The sequence below is a fragment of the Vogesella facilis genome, from assembly GCF_042648525.1.
GTDB lineage: Bacteria > Pseudomonadota > Gammaproteobacteria > Burkholderiales > Chromobacteriaceae > Vogesella > Vogesella facilis.
This window is the reverse complement of sequence record NZ_JBHRXN010000032.1, coordinates 159,937-178,431: the sequence shown is the minus strand read 5'-3', so window position 1 is coordinate 178,431 and position 18,495 is coordinate 159,937. Positions and strand designations below refer to the sequence as shown.

At 63.3% G+C, this 18,495-nt stretch carries 15 protein-coding genes and 4 tRNA genes; 6 read left to right on the top strand and 13 right to left on the bottom strand.

Annotation, left to right across the window (positions count from 1 at the left end):
* Positions 1 to 148: 148 nt before the first annotated feature.
* The 4 genes from ACFOLG_RS14435 to ACFOLG_RS14420 all read right to left on the bottom strand — a co-directional run bounded on the left by ACFOLG_RS14435 (position 149) and on the right by ACFOLG_RS14420 (position 464).
* Positions 149 to 224: transfer RNA gene (locus ACFOLG_RS14435), tRNA-Glu, on the bottom strand.
* A 3-nt stretch (positions 225 to 227) separates the two neighbouring features.
* Positions 228 to 304 (bottom strand) — tRNA-Arg (locus ACFOLG_RS14430).
* 4 nt (positions 305 to 308) lie between these two features.
* Positions 309 to 384: transfer RNA gene (locus tag ACFOLG_RS14425), tRNA-Glu, on the bottom strand.
* A 3-nt stretch (positions 385 to 387) separates the two neighbouring features.
* Positions 388 to 464: transfer RNA gene (locus tag ACFOLG_RS14420), tRNA-Arg, on the bottom strand.
* A gap of 168 nt (positions 465 to 632) precedes the next feature.
* Between ACFOLG_RS14420 and ACFOLG_RS14415 the strand changes: the two genes are divergently transcribed.
* Complete coding sequence (locus ACFOLG_RS14415; RefSeq protein ID WP_386093045.1) at positions 633 to 1,040, top strand: NUDIX hydrolase; 408 nt, start codon at positions 633 to 635, stop codon at positions 1,038 to 1,040.
* A gap of 35 nt (positions 1,041 to 1,075) precedes the next feature.
* Here the strand turns inward: ACFOLG_RS14415 and ACFOLG_RS14410 are convergent, their stop codons facing one another.
* The 8 genes from ACFOLG_RS14410 to aceB all read right to left on the bottom strand — a co-directional run bounded on the left by ACFOLG_RS14410 (position 1,076) and on the right by aceB (position 8,766).
* On the bottom strand, positions 1,076 to 1,288 hold the full coding sequence (locus ACFOLG_RS14410; protein ID WP_174873822.1) for a helix-turn-helix domain-containing protein: 213 nt from the start codon (positions 1,286 to 1,288) through the stop codon (positions 1,076 to 1,078).
* A 120-nt stretch (positions 1,289 to 1,408) separates the two neighbouring features.
* Positions 1,409 to 2,023 (bottom strand): glutathione S-transferase, encoded by a 615-nt coding sequence (locus tag ACFOLG_RS14405; RefSeq protein ID WP_386093043.1) that lies wholly within the window; start codon positions 2,021 to 2,023, stop codon positions 1,409 to 1,411.
* Between the two features lie 94 nt (positions 2,024 to 2,117).
* Positions 2,118 to 2,807 carry an SIMPL domain-containing protein gene (locus ACFOLG_RS14400; RefSeq protein WP_386093041.1) on the bottom strand — a complete coding sequence of 230 codons (690 nt, stop codon included), beginning with the start codon at positions 2,805 to 2,807 and terminating at the stop codon, positions 2,118 to 2,120.
* A gap of 54 nt (positions 2,808 to 2,861) precedes the next feature.
* Entirely contained in the window at positions 2,862 to 4,034 is a 1,173-nt protein-coding gene (locus ACFOLG_RS14395; RefSeq protein WP_386093039.1) for a GGDEF domain-containing protein, read from the bottom strand.
* A 138-nt stretch (positions 4,035 to 4,172) separates the two neighbouring features.
* Positions 4,173 to 4,967, bottom strand: coding sequence for an ABC transporter ATP-binding protein (locus ACFOLG_RS14390; protein ID WP_386093037.1), 795 nt, complete (start codon positions 4,965 to 4,967; stop codon positions 4,173 to 4,175).
* A complete protein-coding gene (locus ACFOLG_RS14385; protein WP_386093035.1) occupies positions 4,967 to 5,866 on the bottom strand; it encodes an ABC transporter permease in 900 nt (299 codons plus the stop codon). The genes ACFOLG_RS14390 and ACFOLG_RS14385 overlap by 1 nt, the downstream gene beginning before the upstream one ends.
* A 97-nt stretch (positions 5,867 to 5,963) precedes the next feature.
* Complete coding sequence (locus ACFOLG_RS14380) at positions 5,964 to 6,932, bottom strand: ABC transporter substrate-binding protein (protein ID WP_386093033.1); 969 nt, start codon at positions 6,930 to 6,932, stop codon at positions 5,964 to 5,966.
* Positions 6,933 to 7,170: 238 nt separating this feature from the next.
* A complete protein-coding gene (gene aceB, locus ACFOLG_RS14375) occupies positions 7,171 to 8,766 on the bottom strand; it encodes a malate synthase A (protein WP_386093031.1) in 1,596 nt (531 codons plus the stop codon).
* Between the two features lie 440 nt (positions 8,767 to 9,206).
* On the opposite strand from aceB, the gene ACFOLG_RS14370 reads away from it, so the two are divergent.
* A complete protein-coding gene (locus ACFOLG_RS14370; RefSeq protein ID WP_386093029.1) occupies positions 9,207 to 10,601 on the top strand; it encodes an amino acid permease in 1,395 nt (464 codons plus the stop codon).
* A gap of 455 nt (positions 10,602 to 11,056) precedes the next feature.
* Here ACFOLG_RS14370 and aceA read toward each other — a convergent pair whose 3' ends face one another.
* Positions 11,057 to 12,355 (bottom strand): isocitrate lyase, encoded by a 1,299-nt coding sequence (gene aceA, locus ACFOLG_RS14365; protein ID WP_386093027.1) that lies wholly within the window; start codon positions 12,353 to 12,355, stop codon positions 11,057 to 11,059.
* A 418-nt stretch (positions 12,356 to 12,773) separates the two neighbouring features.
* Between aceA and grpE the strand changes: the two genes are divergently transcribed.
* The 4 genes from grpE to ACFOLG_RS14345 all read left to right on the top strand — a co-directional run bounded on the left by grpE (position 12,774) and on the right by ACFOLG_RS14345 (position 18,475).
* Positions 12,774 to 13,316 (top strand): nucleotide exchange factor GrpE, encoded by a 543-nt coding sequence (grpE, locus tag ACFOLG_RS14360; RefSeq protein ID WP_386093025.1) that lies wholly within the window; start codon positions 12,774 to 12,776, stop codon positions 13,314 to 13,316.
* 117 nt (positions 13,317 to 13,433) lie between these two features.
* Positions 13,434 to 15,344, top strand: coding sequence for a molecular chaperone DnaK (gene dnaK / locus ACFOLG_RS14355; protein ID WP_386093023.1), 1,911 nt, complete (start codon positions 13,434 to 13,436; stop codon positions 15,342 to 15,344).
* A gap of 259 nt (positions 15,345 to 15,603) precedes the next feature.
* The gene (gene dnaJ / locus ACFOLG_RS14350) at positions 15,604 to 16,725 is read left to right on the top strand and encodes a molecular chaperone DnaJ (RefSeq protein ID WP_386093021.1); all 1,122 of its coding nucleotides are present in this window, start codon (positions 15,604 to 15,606) and stop codon (positions 16,723 to 16,725) included.
* A gap of 259 nt (positions 16,726 to 16,984) precedes the next feature.
* Positions 16,985 to 18,475, top strand: a complete 1,491-nt coding sequence (locus tag ACFOLG_RS14345; protein ID WP_386093019.1) for an alanine/glycine:cation symporter family protein — start codon at positions 16,985 to 16,987, stop codon at positions 18,473 to 18,475.
* Positions 18,476 to 18,495: the final 20 nt, after the last annotated feature.

The following is an 18,495-nucleotide window of genomic DNA, read 5'->3' as shown; positions in this document are numbered from 1 at the left end:
GCAAAAGACTGAATATATATATCGTTATGCTATGAAAGGGCGCAGCAAAATGATTGGCCGGGTATAAGACCGGTACGGGGAGGGAGCGGTTCGGTGAGCGGTGCGGAAAACAAAAAAGCCACCTTGCGGTGGCTTGATTGTCGAATCCTGGCGTCCCCACGGGGATTCGAACCCCGGTTATCGCCGTGAAAGGGCGGTGTCCTAGGCCTCTAGACGATGGGGACAGCTGGCGCACCCGGAGCGATTCGAACGCCCGACCCTTTGGTTCGTAGCCAAATACTCTATCCAACTGAGCTACGGGTGCGTATTGGCGTCCCCACGGGGAGTCGAACCCCGGTTATCGCCGTGAAAGGGCGGTGTCCTAGGCCTCTAGACGATGGGGACAGCTGGCGCACCCGGAGCGATTCGAACGCCCGACCCTCTGGTTCGTAGCCAGATACTCTATCCAACTGAGCTACGGGTGCGCTGTTTCTCGTTTGTCGTTGACTTGCGAGAGACGCGAACTATACGGATGGCACCTCCCGGCGTCAATAGTTTTTGTGAAAAATTTGCCATGGTTACGCAGGAATTTTGCCAAGTAGCCGGAATACGACAATATCCTCAATCGCACCGTCGCAGCAGGAGGAGCCGGGATGGCATTTAACGACATGTTCCGCATGAGCTGTCATGCGGTGATTACCGATGAGCGCGGACAGGTGTTGCAGTTGCAGGCCAGCTATGGCGATGGCCGCTGGGGCTTGCCCGGCGGCGGGGTGGAACCGGGGGAAACCATCCACCAGGCCTTGCTGCGCGAGTGCCGCGAAGAGCTGGGGCTGGCAGTGGCCATCGATTACCTGTCCGGGGTGTATTACCACGCCAGCTACCAGTCGCAGGTCTGCATTTTCCGCTGCCGTTTACCGGCCGACGGGCGCTTGTGCTTGAGTGACGAGCATCTGGCCTGGCGCTACTGGCCGCTGGCGGAGCTGTCTGCCATGCAGCTGCAGCGGGTGACGGATTGCCTGCAGTTCGATGGCAGCGTGCGCAGCGCGGTGTTTGAATAAGCGGCCACCCGCGGGCGGGCAGCCGCTTGGCCGGCTTACAGCGGCAGGAAAGGTGACAGCGCGTTGATTTCGTTGAGTGCCCGGCGAAAGCGCGCGTGCGCCCGTGACACGGTGGACTGGCTGATATCCAGCTGCTTGGACGCGGCATAGCCGGTCATGCCGTCGATTTCCATCAGCCACACGGCTTCGCGCGATTTTTTCTTCAGGCCGATCAGGTTGGCGACGTGATTGAAGTGTTCGAGTCTCATGTTTGTGCTCCCGCGTATGGTTGCTTGTGGCTAACCTGAATTCAGCATAGACGGGTGCAGAAAAAATGCACGTAAAAAATGCCGCTTCAGTGAAACGGCATTTTTTGGGGCTTTGTCGGCTCAGGCGGCGGGTGGCAGCGTTTCGGCAAAACTGGGCCGGGCGGCCAGTTTTTCTTCCAGCGCCGCCAGATTGGGGTAGGCGCTACGCCAGTCCAGCTGCGGAAAGCGGAGGTCGAGATAGCCCAGCACGCAGCCGGTGGCGATGTCGGCCAGGCTGTAGGCCTCGCCATTGCACCAGTGGCGCTCGCCGAGCATGGTGGAGAGGGCGGCCAGCCCGCGATCCACCTTGCCTTGCTGGCGTTCGATCCACTCCGGGCTCTGCCTGTCAGGCGGGCGCCGGCCCTCCAGCACGATGCTGCTGGCCGCATCGCAGATGCCGTCGGCCAGCGCCTCCCAGCGGCGGGTCTCGATCAGCAGGCGCTTGCTGTCCTGCGGCAGCAGGCGCGATACCGGCGAGCTGTTCTCCAGGTATTCAACGATCACGCGCGAGTCGTACAGCGTGCTGCCATCGTCCATCAGCAGCACCGGCACCTTGCCCAGCGGATTGGAGTCGGTAACGGTGGAGCCGGCCTCCCAGGGAATGTCCAGCTGCAGCGGGCAGTCGATCTTCTTTTCCGCCAGCACGATGCGGACCTTGCGGGCGTAGGGGCTGGTAAGCGATGCGATCAGTTTCATGGTGTGGGCACGAGTGGGCGATGGGGGTATCAGCATCTAATTTAGCGTAAGCGCAGGCCGATCAAAAGAGCGGCGCTCATCTCCGGGTGTTTGCTCAGCGCAGCTCGATGCGGCCGCTGACATTGAGCTGCACCACGCTGTTGCCGGCCTGCCAGTCCGGGGTGGCCACTTCCGGCGCGGCGGCGTCGGCCATCATCGCTTTGGCGCGCAGCATCGGCATCGGCGGCGGTGCCTGCACCTGGCCGATATTCAGCTCCAGCACCTGCTGGCTGTGGCGGCCCAGCGCCTTGCCGGTGGCGGCAGCCTGCGCCTGCAGCGCGGCGATGGCTTCTGGGATCAGGCTGTCTTCCGCCTGGCGGCGGGTGCTGTCGGCCACGTTGAACTGCACGTTTTCCAGCAGCATGAATTTCTGCAGTCGCGCCACCAGCTCGGCAGCGGCGGTGAAGTCACGGCTCTTCAGGCGGATCTGCGCGCGGCCTTGCCAGCCCTGGATCTTGCCGTCGCGGCCGTAGTCCGGCCAGCTGTTGTAGCTGCCGCTGCTGAATTCCACCGGCTTGAAGGCGGCGGCTTCACCGCGCGCGCGCGCCAGTGCCTTGTTGAGGCGGTCGGCCAGCACGGCGGGCTGGGCCTGGCGCTCCTGCACATACAGGCTGGCGGTGACTTCGTCGTTGGCCAGCTCGCGCTGCGCGCTGGCGCTGAGGTTGAGCAGGGTGCTGTTGTCGGCCAGAGCCGGGGCTGCCGGCAGCAGGGCAAGCAGCAGGCTGCCAAGGGCGATGGTACGCATGGGGGCTCCCAGGGATGGTTGAGCGCTGTCAGACTGCGGTGCGGGCTAACAGGTTCACTCCGCTGCTGGCACCGCAACAAGCGGCCGGCTGCTGCAGACCTGGTTGCGACCGCGCTGCTTGGCATCATACAGCGCCATGTCTGCGTCATGGTAGAGCGCGGCCAACGTCTGCTGCCGATGGTGGCGCATGGCCAGCCCGATGCTGGTGGTGACCTGAAACGCCGGCTTGTCCGGCAGGCCGATCCAGTTGGCGGCCAGCTGGCTGCGGATCGCCTCCGCCACCTGCCAGGCCTGGCTGCTGCTGGTGTCGCGCAGCAGCGCCACGAACTCCTCACCGCCCAGGCGGCCGCTGATACTGCCGGCGGGCAGCTGCGCGGCTAACAGGCTGGCAAAGTGTTGCAATGCAGCATCACCGGCCTGGTGGCCGTGGCCGTCATTGATGCGTTTGAACAGGTCCAGGTCCATCACCAGCAGCGCATGGCGGTGGTGGCCATCGTGCAGTAAGGTGGCCGTCGCCTGCTGCTCGAAGGCGCGCCGGTTGTGCAGTCCGGTCAACGCATCCAGCATCGCCAGCTGTTGCAGCCCTTGCTGCATGCGTTCGAACACCAGGTACAGCAGGCCGAGCGTCTTGGCGAATTCCAGCAGGCTGGCCAGCAGCTGTTGCAGTGGCAGGCCGGTATTGCGCAGCGGGTTGAGTACCGGGTGCAGCAGCATGTGGTAGGTACGATAGCTGTAGCTCAGCATCAGCAGCAGGATGATGCCGCCTACCAGCCGGTAGCTGCCGCGGCGGCGGTGGGCCGGGTCGCACAGCAGCTGGTACAGCGCCAGCGCGGCGAACAGCAGGTAGATGAGGCCGTACAGCTGCGAGCGCAGCGCGGTGTCGCCGTAGAACAGCAGCAGTACCCACAGCAGGCTGCAGCCGCCCCACAGCGCCCAGGCCTGGCGCCACGGCAGCGGCCGCTGCTGGAATTCCACGATGCCCAGCCAGCAGCCGGCCAGGCTGGCGAACAGCAGCGAGTTGGCGGCTATCACGCCCAGCCACGGCGAGAGCAGCTCGCGCGCCAGCAACAGCAGCACACCGCCCACTCCCAGCAGGCCGCTGATGCCCCAGAAGCGCAGCGAGCGTTCCTGCCGGTGCACCAGGCCCATCAGCAGCAGCAGCAGGGAAAGCAGCAGCAGCGTGGCCATCAGCAGGAAGTAAAGCGTAAAGGGGTCAAGCAGCTGCATGGGGACTGCCGGCTATTTCGATAAATACAGACTACCTGCTTGTCTGCTGCCTGCCTATGGCGTTGTGCTAGCGGCCGGGTTGGCCGCAGCAGGCGGGCAGCAGCCCGGCAAGGCCAGGCCTGCCGGGCCGGACGTTGCTCAGCCCAGCAGCAGTGCGTCGTCGTCGATGGCTTCGCCGCGGGTTTTCTCGAACATCGCCAGCAGGTCGGCCACCTGCATGCGGCTGCGCTCGTCGCCGGCCACATCCAGTACCACGCGGCCCTGATGCAGCATCACGGTGCGATGGCCGTGATCCAGCGCCTGGCGCATGGAGTGGGTCACCATCAGCGCGGTGAGTTTGTTCTCGTGCACGATGCGGTCGGTCAGCTCCAGCACGAAGGCGGCGGTTTTCGGGTCCAGCGCGGCGGTGTGCTCGTCCAGTAGCAGGATGCGCGACGGCTGCAGGCTGGCCATCAGCAGGCTCACGGCCTGGCGCTGGCCGCCGGACAGCAGCCCCATGCGATCCGGCAGGCGGTTTTCCAGCCCCAGTTTCAGGGTGGCGAGCCGCTCGCGGAACAGCTCGCGCAGTTCGCGGTTCAGCGCCGCCCCCAGGCCGCGCTTGCGGCCGCGGGCATAGGCCAGTGCCATGTTCTCCTCGATGCTGAGGTTTTCGCAGGTGCCGGCCATCGGATCCTGGAACACGCGCGCCACCAGACCGGCACGCTGCCAGCCCGGGGTGCGGGTGACATCCTGGCCGTCGATAGCCAGGCTGCCGCTGTCGACGATCACATCGCCGGCCAGCGCATTGAGGAAGGTGGATTTGCCGGCGCCGTTGCTGCCGATCACGGTGACGAACTGGCCGCTGGCGATCTGCAGCGACAGGCCGCGCAGCACCGGGTTCTCGATCGGCATGCCGGGGTTGAAGGTCTTGAACAGATTATCGGCGCGCAGCATCAGAGCTTCCCTCCCGCCTTGCGGGCAAATTTGGCTTTCAGTTTCGGCAGTACCAGCGCAAAGCCCACCAGCAGCGCGGTGATCAGGTTCAGATCCTGCGCCTGCAGGCCGATGAAGTCGGCGTTCAGCGCCACGGCGATCAGCAGGCGATACAGCAGGGCGCCCAGCACGGTGGCCAGGGTAATTACCCACAGCTTGCGCGAGGGCAGCAGGGTTTCGCCGATGATCACCGCCGCCAGGCCCACCACGATGGTGCCCACGCCCATGGAGACATCCGCGCCGCCCTGAGTCTGCACATACAGCGCGCCGGCCAGTGCGATCAGCGCGTTGGACAGCGCCATGCCGGCCAGCACCATGCGTTCGGTGGCGATGCCCTGGGCGCGCGCCATGCGGGCATTGGCGCCGGTGGCGCGCATGGCGAGGCCGGCCTGCGAGGCAAAGAACACGTCCAGCGCCAGCTTGGCCGCTACGATGATGGCTGCCAGCAGCGCCGGTTGTACCTGCCAGGCGATGTCGAAGTTGTCGCCGATCAGCGGGCTGAACACGGTGGGGCTGCCGATCAGCGGCATGTTCGGCGCGCCCATGATGCGCAGGTTGATGGAATACAGCGCGATCATCACCAGGATGGAGGCCAGCAGCTGCAGGATGTTCAGCCGCACGTTCAGCCAGGCGGTGGTGAGCCCGGCGGCGGCGCCGGCCAGAGCTGCCACGCCGCAGGCCAGCCACGGGTCATGGCCGCCGGCGATCAGGGTGGCGGCTACCGCGCCGCCCAGCGGGAAGCTGCCGTCGGCAGTCAGGTCGGGAAAATCGAGGATGCGGAAGGAAATCAGCACGCCCAGCGCCACCAGCGCAAAGACCAGGCCGATTTCCAGCGCGCCCATCAGGGCGATCAGCGTCATGTTGTGGTTCTCTCCAACGGGAATGCAAACGCGCAGCTTGTGGCTGCGCGATGAAACAAGAGGTTGGCCGCAGGGTGTGCGGCCAACGTTTGCGGCATTACTTCACGGTTTCCTGTGCCGCTTTCAGCAGCGCCGGGCTCAGGGTCACGCCCTGCTTCTGCGCGGCGGCCGGGTTCAGCGACAGCGACAGTTTTTCGCCCAGTTGCGGCGCGATGGCGCCCGGCTTTTCACCTTTCAGGATACGTACCACCAGCTTGCCGGTCTGGCGGCCGATGTCGTAGTAGTTCTGCCCCAGCGCAGCGATGGCACCACGCTTCACCGAGTCGGTGTCGGCGGCCACCAGCGGCAGCTTGGCCTGCTGTGCCACGGCGACCAGCGATTCATAAGTGGACACCACGTTGTTGTCGGTGCTGGTGTAGATGGCGTCCACCTTGCCGATCAGGCTCTTGGCGGCGGGGGCCACGTCCACGGTGCGCGGTGCCGGGGCTTCCACCAGGCTCATGCCGCGCTTGGTCAGCTCGGCTTTCAGCTCCTTGGCTACTACCACCGAGTTCACTTCACCCGGGCTGTACACGATGCCCACGCGCTTGGCGCCCGGCTTCACCTTGCCGATCAGGTCGATCTGCGGCGCCAGTGCCAGCTTGTCGGACACGCCGGTGACATTGGTCTTGCTGGCGCTCCAGCCCGGCACCAGCTTGGCGGCTACCGGGTCGGTCACGGCGGTGAACACCACCGGAATGGAGCGGGTGGCGGCGACGGCGGCCTGGGCGCTGGGGGTGGCGATAGCCACGATCACGTCCGGCGCATCGCCGACGAATTTGCGGGCGATCTGCGCGGCGGTGGCCGGGTTGCCCTGGGCGCTCTGGAACTGGTACTTGAGCTGCTTGCCCGGCTCGAAGCCGGCGGCTTTCAGTTCATCCTCGATACCCTTGCGTGCGGCATCCAGCGCCGGATGGTCGACGATGGCGGTAACCGCCACCGATTTCTGCTCGGCGGCCAGGGCGAACGGGGACAGGCTGGCAGCGATGGCCAGGGCCAGCAGGGTGCGGCGCGAAATGGCGTGCATGGGGTATTCCTCTGGAATGTTGCGATGCGGTGTCGGGCAATGATATTGCAAAGCAGCAGCCGTTTCAGATTGTGCGCAGCAATAATATTTCACATATTGTATCCATTTGGTGCGATCTGCCCCATGTTTGCGCCTGAAAAGAAAAACCCGCCAGCGCAGGCGGCGCGGGCGGGTGGATGCTGGCGAATTATGTAGTGGCGGCGGTACAGCGCGCTGCCACATGTTGCGGTGCGGTGGTTCAGTCCAGGTATTCGTAGCCGGGTAGGGTGAAGAACTCGATGAAGTCTTCGCTGGTGATCAGCAGGTCGAACAGCTGCGCGCCATCCTCGAAGTGCCGGCTCCAGCGGCTGCCGTACTCGGCCTGCAGCCGGTTGATCTCGTCGGTGGCCAGGTCGCGCAGCAAGGTCAGACTGATGCGGCGGCCATCGTCCAGCACCCCCTTGGCGCTGTGCAGCCACTGCCACAGCTGGGCGCGGGCGATTTCGGCGGTGGCGGCGTCCTCCATCTGGTTATGGATCGGCACGCAGCCGTTGCCGCCGAGCCAGGCGCCCAGGTACTGCAGGCCGACGCTGATGTTGTTGCGCAGCCCGGCCTCGGTAATCGGTGTTTCCGGCTGGAAATTCAGCAGGTCGGCGGCGGTCACCACCACGTGTTCGCGCTGGCGTTGCAGCTGGTTGGGCGCATCGCCCAGCACGCTGCGGAACGCCTCCAGTGCCAGCGGCACCAGCGCCGGGTGCGCCACCCAGCTGCCATCGTAGCCGTCACGCGCCTCGCGCTCCTTGTCGGCGCGGATGCTCGCCAGCGCGCGCTCGTTGGCTGCAACATCGTGCTTGATCGGCGTCAGCGCCGACATGCCGCCAATGGCCGGCGCACCGCGGCGGTGGCAGGTCTTGAGCAGCAGCAGCGCGTAGGAGCGCATGAACGGCACCGTCATGCCGATCTGCTCGCGATCGGCGAGGCAGAAATGGCGTGCCTGGCGGAAGCTCTTGATGCAACTGAAGATGTAGTCCCAGCGCCCGGCATTGAGCCCGGCGCTGTGCTCGCGCAATTCGTACAGGATTTCATCCATCTCGAATGCGGCCAACAGGTGCTCGATCAGCACCGTGGCGCGGATGCTGCCCACCGGCAGCGCCAGTGCCTGCTGCGCCGCCAGGAAGATATCGTTCCACAGCCGTGCTTCCAGGTGATTTTCCAGCTTGGGCAGGTAGTAGTAGATGCCGCGGCCCTGTGCCTGCAGCAGCGCGGCGTTGTGGAAGAAGCTCAGCGCGAAATCGAACAGCGCGGCGGATACCGGCTGGCCGTCGATGCGCAGGTGTTTTTCCGGCAGCTGCCAGCCGCGCGGGCGCAGCAGCAGCGTGGCCGGGCTGTCGTTCAGGCGGTAGTGGCGGCCGTCCGCGCCGTGGTGGCTGATGCTGCCGCGCCAGGCATCGCACATGTTTTGGTGACCGTGGATGATGTTGTGCCAGTTGGGGCTCAGCGCATCCTCGAAATCGGCCATGAAGCAGCTGGCGCCGGAGTTCAGCGCATTGATCATCATCTTGCGCTCGGCCGGGCCGGTGATTTCCACGCGGCGGTCCCGCAGCTCGGCCGGCAGCGCGGCGATCTGCCAGTCGCTGTGGTGGATGGCGGCGGTCTCGGGGAGGAAGTCCGGCAGCTTGCCGGCGTCCAGCTCGGCCTGGCGTTGCTGACGCAGCGCCAGCAGCTCGCGGCGACGCGGCTCGAAGCGGCGGTGCAGCATGGCGATGAAGGCCAGCGCCTCGTAGCTGAGCAGTGCCTGGTGCGCGGCTTTCACCGGCGCGAGCAGTTCCACGCCCGGCGGCAGTTGCAGTGCCATTGTCTCTCCTTTGATTTGTCCGGCACGGTGCCTATTGCCCTGCAGTTTAGCGGCATGGCGGTGGCGGAAAAATAGGCGCAGACCGACAACATCTTTTACTTTTTTAGCGCCAATGCCGGCGAGGACGGTGCGCCAGTCGCGGAAAAACCGCAGCCGGCGGCCGTGGCGGCACATTTGCAGTGATCTGCCGCAAATTGGCATATCGCGGCGCGATGTATCGCCCCGGCCGCCGTGCGCTGGCATTTCCCCCCTGCAAACGCGGGCATTACAGTATGGATACAAAATACTGGTTACAGTTGGCGGCTTGAAGCGGGTGCTGCGATGCGGCATAGTCGCGCCCCTGCGCGTTGCGTCTGACCAGCGCAGCGCGATACATCACAACAAATGCCGGTAGCCGGCTCCACCAGAGCCGACGTTCGCCGGTGCAACGGGACACGACAATGAGTTTGTTACGCAAGAAGGATGTGCGCCAGATGTTGGCCGCATCGCAGGGCGCGGGTGTGCTGCGCAAGGAATTATCCGCCTTTGACCTCACCATGCTGGGCATCGGCGCCATCATCGGCACCGGCATTTTCGTGCTGACCGGCACCGGCGCCACCGTGGCCGGCCCCGGCCTGGTGCTGTCCTTCATCATCGGCGCCATCGCCTGCGGTTTTGCCGCGCTGTGCTATGCCGAATTTGCTTCCATGCTGCCGGTGTCCGGCTCTACCTATACCTATGCCTACGCCACGCTGGGCGAGATCATCGCCTGGATGATCGGCTGGGACCTGATGCTGGAATACCTGCTGGCGTCGTCCGCGGTGTCGGTGGGCTGGTCCGGCTACTTCCAGAGCCTGCTGTCGGGCTTTGGCCTCCACCTGCCGGATGCGCTGACCGCCGCCGCCGGCGCCCGTCCGGGGGTGGAAACCTTCTTCAACCTGCCGGCCTTCGTGATCGCCATGCTGGTCACCACGCTGCTGGCCTTCGGCATCAAGGAATCGAAGCGGGTGAACAACTTCGTGGTGCTGATCAAGGTGGCGGTGGTGCTGCTGTTCATCGCCATTGCGGTGTGGCACGTGAAGCCGGCCAACTGGAACCCGGCGCTGCCCTACGGCATGAGCGGGGTGTTCCAGGGCGCCGCCATCGTGTTCTTCAGCTTCCTCGGCTTCGACGCGGTGACCTGCGCGGCGGAAGAAGTGAAGAACCCGGAGAAGGATATTCCGCGCGGCGTGATCTGGTCGCTGGCGATCTGCTCGGTGCTGTACGTGATCGTGTCCGCCATCATGACCGGCATCGTGCCGTTCATGCAGTTCAAGGGCATCGACCACCCGGTATCGCTGGCGCTGCAGGTGGCCAAACTGGACTGGTTTGCCGGTTTCGTCGACCTGGGCGCCATCCTCGGCATGCTCACCGTGATCCTGGTGATGACCTACGGCCAGACCCGCATCCTGTTCGCCATGTCGCGCGACGGCCTGCTGCCCAAGGTGTTCTCCGAGGTGCATCCCAAGTACGGCACGCCGTACAAGGCCACCTGGCTGATCGGCAGCATCATCGCGCTGATCGCCGGCTTCGTGCCGCTGGGCACCCTGGCCGAGCTGGTGAACATCGGCACCCTGGCCGCCTTCACCCTGATCGCCGCCGCCATCATCGTGCTGCGCAAGCGCGAGCCGGATCTGCCGCGCAAATTCCACTGCCCGGGTGTGCCCTACGTGCCGGCACTGGCGATGCTGTTCTGCGTGTTCCTGATGGCGCAGCTGTCCAGCCTGACCTGGCTGTGCTTCGTGGTGTGGCTGGTGATCGGCCTGGTGGTGTACTTCGGCTACTCGCGCCAGCGTTCGCATCTGCACAAGGCGTGATGTGCGATGCGGCCAACCTTTGTACTGAAGGTTGGCCGCAAAAGGCATCTCCCGCTTGCGAGGCGTAATGCCGCTCACCTTATGAAGGTGGGCGGCATTTTCTTTGGTGGGTGTTGATGCTGGTGTCGAATCCGCTGCGCGGATGATGATTTTAGGTGCCGGTTCCGCCCGGCGAGCAGGCTAAGGGGGCCACCGCGGCCCCCTTAGCGATCCCCGGCTCCCCGGCTGCTGCTCGAAACCCCGTGCAAAACGGGATTGGGGCACATCGGTTCGGTTCTACTTCTGGTGTGTAGTTAGGCGGATCGTTGGCTGTGGCTTGCCCACGTACTACAGAAGGCGCGATGCTTGCGGCCAACGTTGGCCGCAAGCTGTAAAGACAAAACCCCCGTCTGGCGACGGGGGTTTTGCTTTTGACGCAGACGGCGGGGTCGAGGCGCCGTTTGATGTCGAAAGGCTTAGTGGAACTGCTCCTCTTCGGTGGAACCGGTCAGCGCGGTAACCGAGGACTTGCCGCCCTGGATCACGGTGGTGATGTCGTCGAAGTAGCCGGTGCCCACTTCCTGCTGGTGCGACACGAAGGTGTAGCCACGATCGCGGGCGGCGAATTCCGGCTCCTGCACCTTCTCCACGTAGGCGGACATGCCGCGAGCCACGTAGTCTTGTGCCAGATCGAACATGTTGTACCACATGTTGTGGATGCCAGCCAGGGTGATGAACTGGTACTTGTAGCCCATGGCGCCCAGCTCGCGCTGGAACTTGGCGATGGTGGCATCGTCCAGGTTCTTCTTCCAGTTGAAGGACGGCGAGCAGTTGTAGGCCAGCATTTTGCCCGGGTGCTTGGCATGTACCGCCTCGGCGAACTTGCGGGCGAATTCCAGATCCGGGGTACCGGTTTCGCACCATACGAGGTCGGCGTACTCGGCGTAGGCTACGGCGCGGCTGATGGCCTGCTCCAGACCTTTCTTGGTCTTGTAGAAGCCTTCGGCGGTGCGCTCGCCGGTCAGGAACGGACGGTCACGCTCGTCGCAGTCGCTGGTCAGCAGGTCGGCGGCTTCGGCGTCGGTACGGGCGATCACCAGGGTCGGCACGCCGTATACGTCGGCAGCCATACGGGCGGCGATCAGCTTCTGTACCGCTTCCTGGGTCGGCACCAGTACCTTGCCGCCCATGTGGCCGCATTTCTTCACCGAAGCCAGCTGGTCTTCGAAGTGCACGCCACCGGCGCCGGCGCGGATCATCGCCTTCATCAGTTCGTAGGCGTTCAGCACGCCGCCGAAACCGGCTTCGGCGTCGGCCACGATCGGTGCGTAGTAGTCGATGTAGCCGGCATCGCCCTGCTCAACACCCTTGGAGTGCTGGATTTCGTCAGCACGGGTGAAGGCGTTGTTGATGCGCTCAACCACTTTCGGTACCGAGTCCACCGGGTACAGCGACTGGTCCGGGTACATGGCGGCGTATTCGTTGTTGTCGGCGGCAACTTGCCAGCCGGACAGGTAGATGGCCTTGATACCGGCCTTTACCTGCTGCATGGCCTGGCCGCCGGTCAGGGCGCCCAGACAGTTGATGTAGGGCTCGGTGTTCACCAGGTTCCACAGCTTGTTGGCTGCATTGCGGGCCAGGGTGTGCTCTACCTGGACGGAGCCGCGCAGGCGCTCCACGTCGGCGGCGCTATAGCCACGCTTGATACCTTTCCAGCGCGGATTTTCGTCCCAGTCTTTTTGGATGGCGGCGATGCGTTGTTCACGAGTCGTCATGGTGATGAACCCTTCACTTGATAGTTGCGTTTTGCCGGTTGCCCGGCGCTCCCAGTTCTCTTGTTGCCTGCCGGTCTTGCCGGCGTTTTTGCGTTAGCACCAGCCTGTTTTGGTAGCTGGTTTCACTGCCGGAAACCGCCCCGGATAAGGGGGCTGGCGGGCCGTGCAGTAGCGCTGTTGTGAAATCATTTAATCACAGAAAAATCGCCTTGTGTGCAGTGCAGCACAAAAAAAATCCTTTGTTTTCAAAAGCTAACATGCAGGTGCAGAAATGAATATTTTCGACTGGCATTTTTTGTGCAATGCGAAAAAAAATGTAATTAAACGAGCATTTAGTTTGTAAACGGCAGGGCTTGAAAAGTCCGGCGATGGCCTTATATGGCGAAGGTGTTTATGACTTCACTCAAATGGAAGCGCCATGCAGGAAAACCAGAATCCCCAAGCAGAAGAAGTGCTTACACAAACTGATGCGGCGGCGGCAGACGCGGCGGCAGCAGTGGAGCTGACGCCGGAACAGCGCATTGCGGCGCTGGCAGCCGAAGTGGCGGAATGGAAAGACCAGTGCCTGCGCGCCAAGGCCGAAACCGAAAACATGCGCCGCCGTGCGGCGGAAGATGTGGTCAACGCACAGAAGTTTGCTATCCAGAAGTTCGCCTCCGAACTGCTGGCAGTGAAAGACAGCCTGGAAATGGCGGTTCTGGACCAGTCCGGCCAGTTCGAAAACCTCAAATTCGGCGTCGACCTGACGCTGAAGCAGCTGGTGGCCGCGTTCGAGAAAGGCCAGATCAGCGAGATCAACCCGGTGGGGGAGAAGCTGGATCCGCACAAACACCAGGCCATCAGCCAGGAAGAGTCCGATGCCGAGGCCGGCACCGTGCTGCGCGTGATGCAGAAGGGCTACCTGATCACCGACCGCATCCTGCGCCCGGCGATGGTGGTAGTGGCCAAGCCGAAAGCCTGAAAGCCACTCAAGGCCCTCTTGAAATTGTGGCGATAGCCAATATCTGACAACTCAACCGGCGGCTGCGGCCAACGTTCGCGGCGCCTGAATCCAGTTACAAGCATAGGAAGATTGAACATGGGCAAAATCATCGGTATTGACCTGGGCACCACCAACTCCTGCGTGGCAGTCGTAGAAGGCGGCAACCCGAAAGTAATCGAAAACGCCGAAGGCGCACGCACCACTCCGTCCATCATCGCCTACATGGAAGACGGCGAGATCCTGGTCGGCGCCCCGGCCAAGCGCCAGGCGGTAACCAACCCGAAGAACACCCTGTACGCGGTGAAGCGCCTGATCGGCCGCCGCTTCGAAGACAAGGAAGTGCAGAAAGACATCGACCTGATGCCTTTCCAGATCAAGAAAGCCTCTAACGGCGACGCCTGGGTGCAGGTGCGCGACAAGGAAATGGCACCGCCGCAGATTTCCGCCGAAGTGCTGCGCAAGATGAAGAAGGCCGCCGAAGACTACCTGGGCGAAGAAGTGACCGAAGCGGTAATCACCGTGCCGGCCTACTTCAACGACAGCCAGCGTCAGGCCACCAAGGACGCCGGCCGCATCGCCGGTCTGGACGTGAAGCGCATCATCAACGAACCGACCGCTGCCGCGCTGGCCTTCGGCCTGGCCAAGCAGGAAGGTGACCGCAAGATCGCGGTATACGACCTGGGCGGCGGCACCTTTGACGTGTCCATCATCGAAATCGCCGACGTAGACGGCGAGCACCAGTTCGAAGTGCTGTCCACCAACGGTGACACCTTCCTCGGCGGCGAAGACTTCGACCAGCGTGTGATCGACTACATCGTGACCGAGTTCAAGAAAGACCAGGGCGTCGATCTGAAGAACGACGTGATGGCATTGCAGCGTCTGAAGGAAGCCGCGGAAAAGGCCAAGATCGAGCTGTCGTCTGCTACCCAGACCGAAGTGAACCTGCCGTACATCACCATGGACGCCACCGGCCCGAAACACCTGGCGATGAAGATTACCCGCGCCAAGTTCGAAAGCCTGGTGGACGACCTGGTACAGCGCTCCATCGAGCCGTGCAAGGTAGCGCTGAAAGACGCCGGTGTATCGCTGGCCGATATCACCGACGTGATCCTGGTCGGCGGTCAGACCCGCATGCCGAAAGTACAGGAAGCGGTGAAGGCCTTCTTCGGCAAGGAACCGCGTCGTGACGTGAACCCGGACGAAGCCGTGGCCGTGGGTGCCGCGATCCAGGGTTCGGTGCTGTCCGGCGATCGCAAGGACGTGCTGCTGCTGGACGTGACCCCGCTGTCGCTGGGTATCGAAACCCTGGGCGGTGTGCTGACCAAGCTGATCCAGAAGAACACCACCATCCCGACCAAGGCCTCGCAGACCTTCTCCACCGCCGACGACAATCAGACCGCGGTAACCATCCACGTGCTGCAGGGCGAGCGCGAAAAGGCTGCCGCCAACAAGTCGCTGGGCCAGTTCAACCTGGGCGACATTCCGCCGGCACCGCGCGGCGTGCCGCAGATCGAGGTTGAGTTCAACATCGACGCCAACGGCATCCTGCACGTGTCCGCCAAGGACAAGGCCTCCGGCAAGCAGGCCAACATCACCATCCAGGCCTCCTCCGGTCTGTCCGAAGCGGAAATCCAGCAGATGGTGCGCGACGCCGAGCTGAACGCCGAAGAAGACAAGAAGCTGCACGAGCTGGTGCAGGCCCGCAACCAGGGTGAAGGCATGATCCACAGCGTGAAGAAATCGCTGGCCGAGTTCGGCGACAAGATCTCCGCCGACGAGAAAGCCGCGATCGAAACCGCGCTGCAGGAAGCCGAGGAAGTGATCAAGGGCGACGACAAGGAAGTGATCGACGCCAAGGTACAGGCGCTGATGACCGCGTCGCACAAGCTGGCCGAGCACATGTACGCCGACAAGGGCGGCGAAGCCGGTGCCGAAGCCCAGCCGGCCGACGACAAAAAAGACGACGGCAACGTCGTCGACGCCGAATTCGAAGAAGTGAAGAAGTAAGCTTCCTTGAGCGCGTCAAGGCACAGGCCCTACGGGGCGCTGTGCCTTTTCCTTGATAGGCGGCCAACCTTGCATGGTTGGCGCAGGCTGCTGACACAGTTCCTAGCCGGGGTTACCGGGCCCGGCCAAACCGCGCCGCTCCTGGCAAGTCCTGGCTTCGGCAGCCTTCCTGTTTGCATCGCAAAGCCCTGCCGCCTGGCGGCAGGGCTTTGTAAACAAGCTCGGCCAACCCTTACGGTTGGCGCAATGGTGAGACAGCATGGCGAAGAAGGATTTCTACGAGGCATTGGGCGTCAACCGCGATGCCTCGGACGACGACATCAAGAAGGCTTATCGCAAGCTGGCGATGAAGTACCACCCGGACCGCAACCCGGACAGCAAGGAAGCCGAGGACAAGTTCAAGGAGGTGAAGGAAGCCTACGAGATCCTGTCCGACAACCAGAAACGCGCCGCCTATGACCAGTACGGCCACGCCGGGGTAGACCCGCAGGCCGGCATGGGCGGTGGCGGCGCCGGCTTCGGCGGCTTCGATTTCGGCGACATCTTCAGCGACATCTTCGGCGGCGGCCAGCGTGGCGGCGGCGGCCGCTCCAATGTGTATCGCGGCTCAGACCTGCGCTACAACATGGAAATCTCGCTGGAAGACGCGGCGCGCGGCTGCGAGAAGCAGATCCGCATCCCGTCGCACGAGAACTGCGACGTGTGCCACGGCAGCGGCGCCAAGCCGGGCACCCAGCCCAAGACTTGCCGCACCTGCGGCGGCCACGGCCAGGTACGCATGAGCCAGGGTTTCTTCTCCATCCAGCAGAGCTGCCCGACCTGCCACGGCAGTGGCAAGGAAATCACCGACCCGTGCCACAAGTGCCACGGCGCCGGCCAGGTGAAGACCCACAAGACGCTGAACGTGAAGATTCCGGCCGGCGTGGACGAGGGCGACCGCATCCGCCTGGCGGGCGAGGGCGAACCGGGGCAGAACGGCGGCCCGGCCGGTGACCTGTTCGTGGTCACCCACATCAAGAAGCACAGCGTGTTCGAGCGTGATGGCCGCGACCTGCATTGCGAAATGCCGATCAGCTTCGCCACCGCGGCGCTGGGCGGCGAGGTGGAAATCCCGACGCTGGATGGCATGGTGAAGGTGAAGATCGCGGCGGAGACCCAGTCCGGCCGCGTCTACCGCGTGCGCGGCAAGGGCGTGAAGTCGGTGCGTGGCAGCGACTACGGCGATCTGATGTGCCACGTGGTGGTGGAAACTCCGGTGGCGCTGACCGAGCGGCAGAAAGAGCTGCTGCGCGAGTTCGAGGCCATCAGCCAGGGCGATGTCGCCACCCACAGCCCGCGCACCAAGTCGTTCATGGACAAACTGAAGGACTTCTTCGGCTAAGCCCTGTTTCTGACTGTTGTATTTTCATCGCGCCGTTCTGCATTGCAGACGGCGCGATTTGTATTTGTAACGCAATGTAATGCGCCATATTCCGAACATGCGGACGGATTATGGCTATTGTATCCGGCCACCTAGCTCTGCTTATCGGCATTCAGTATGGTTGCGGCTTCGCCGTGGGCGCCAAGACTCGCGCGAAGCCGGCTCCTTGACAGGGAGCCTCCCGTTTGGGACCGCACAACACTGATCGTAAGGAGTAAACATGCAGGAACTGGTTGATTTTCTGAATGGCTGGATCTGGAGCAAAGGGCTGATTTTCCTTTGTCTGGGTGTCGGCCTGTTCTTCTCGCTGCGCACCCGTTTTGCGCAGGTACGCCATTTTGGCGAAATGATCCGTCTGATGTTCGACGGCAAGTCCAGCGACAGCGGCGTGTCGTCGTTCCAGGCGCTGGCCATGACGCTGGCCGGTCGCGTGGGTACCGGCAACATCGCCGGTGTGGCCACTGCCATCACCTTTGGCGGTCCCGGTGCCGTGTTCTGGATGTGGATGGTTGCCTTCCTCGGTGCCAGTTCGGCCTACGTGGAATCCACCTTGGGCCAGATCTACAAGGAAAAGATCAACGGCGAATATCGCGGTGGTCCGGCCTTCTACATCGAGAAGGGGCTGGGCATGAAGCGCTATGCGCTGTTCTTTGCCATTGCCACCATCTTTGCCTGCGGTCTGTTGCTGCCGGGCACCCAGTCCAACTCCATTGCTGCCGGTCTGCAGAACGCGCTGGGCATTGACCCGAATGTCACTGCTGCCGTGCTGGCACTGGTGCTGGGCTTCATCATCTTTGGCGGCGTAAAGCGTATCGCTTCCTTTGCCGAGATCGTGGTGCCGTTCATGGCACTGGGTTACATCCTGGTCGCCTGCGTGGTGGTGGCGCTGAACATTCATGAGCTGCCGCACGTGCTGGCGCTGATCTTCAACAGCGCGTTCGGTTTTGACGCCGGTTTCGGCGCCATCCTTGGCATGGCGATCCAGTGGGGCGTGAAGCGTGGTGTGTACTCCAACGAAGCTGGCCAGGGTACCGGCCCGCATGCCTCGTCGGCTGCCGCCGTGTCGCACCCGGCCAAGCAGGGTCTGGTGCAGGCATTCTCGGTATATGTCGACACTCTGTTCGTGTGCTCGGCTACGGCCTTCATGCTGCTGATCACCGGCCAGTACAATGTCCAGGGGCCGGATGGCAAGGCGCTGTATAGCGGCATCGCCGGTGTGGCTGCCGGTCCGGGTTACACCCAGACGGCGATGGAAAACATCATGCCGGGCTTCGGTTCCATCTTCGTGGCGGTGGCGCTGTTCTTCTTCGCCTTCACCACCATCGTGGCCTATTACTACATCGCCGAAACCAACATTGCCTACCTCAATCGCAAGATCAATCGCCCATGGCTGACGCTGGTGCTGAAACTGGCGCTGATGGTGTCCACCGTGTACGGCACCGTGAAAACCGCCGATCTGGCCTGGGGCCTGGGCGATATCGGTGTGGGCCTGATGGCGTGGCTGAACATTACCGCCATCATCCTGCTGCAGAAGCCGGCCTTCATTGCGCTGCGCGACTACGAGGCACAGAAGGCACAGGGTCTGGACCCGGTATTCCATCCGGAAAAGCTCGGCATCAAGAATGCCGACTACTGGAGCGGTCACCAGTCGGAAGACAATCTGGAAGAGGAACGCAAACGCGGCGGCCAGCCGGTATACGACAAGGTGTGATAGCCTTGCCGCGATCCGCG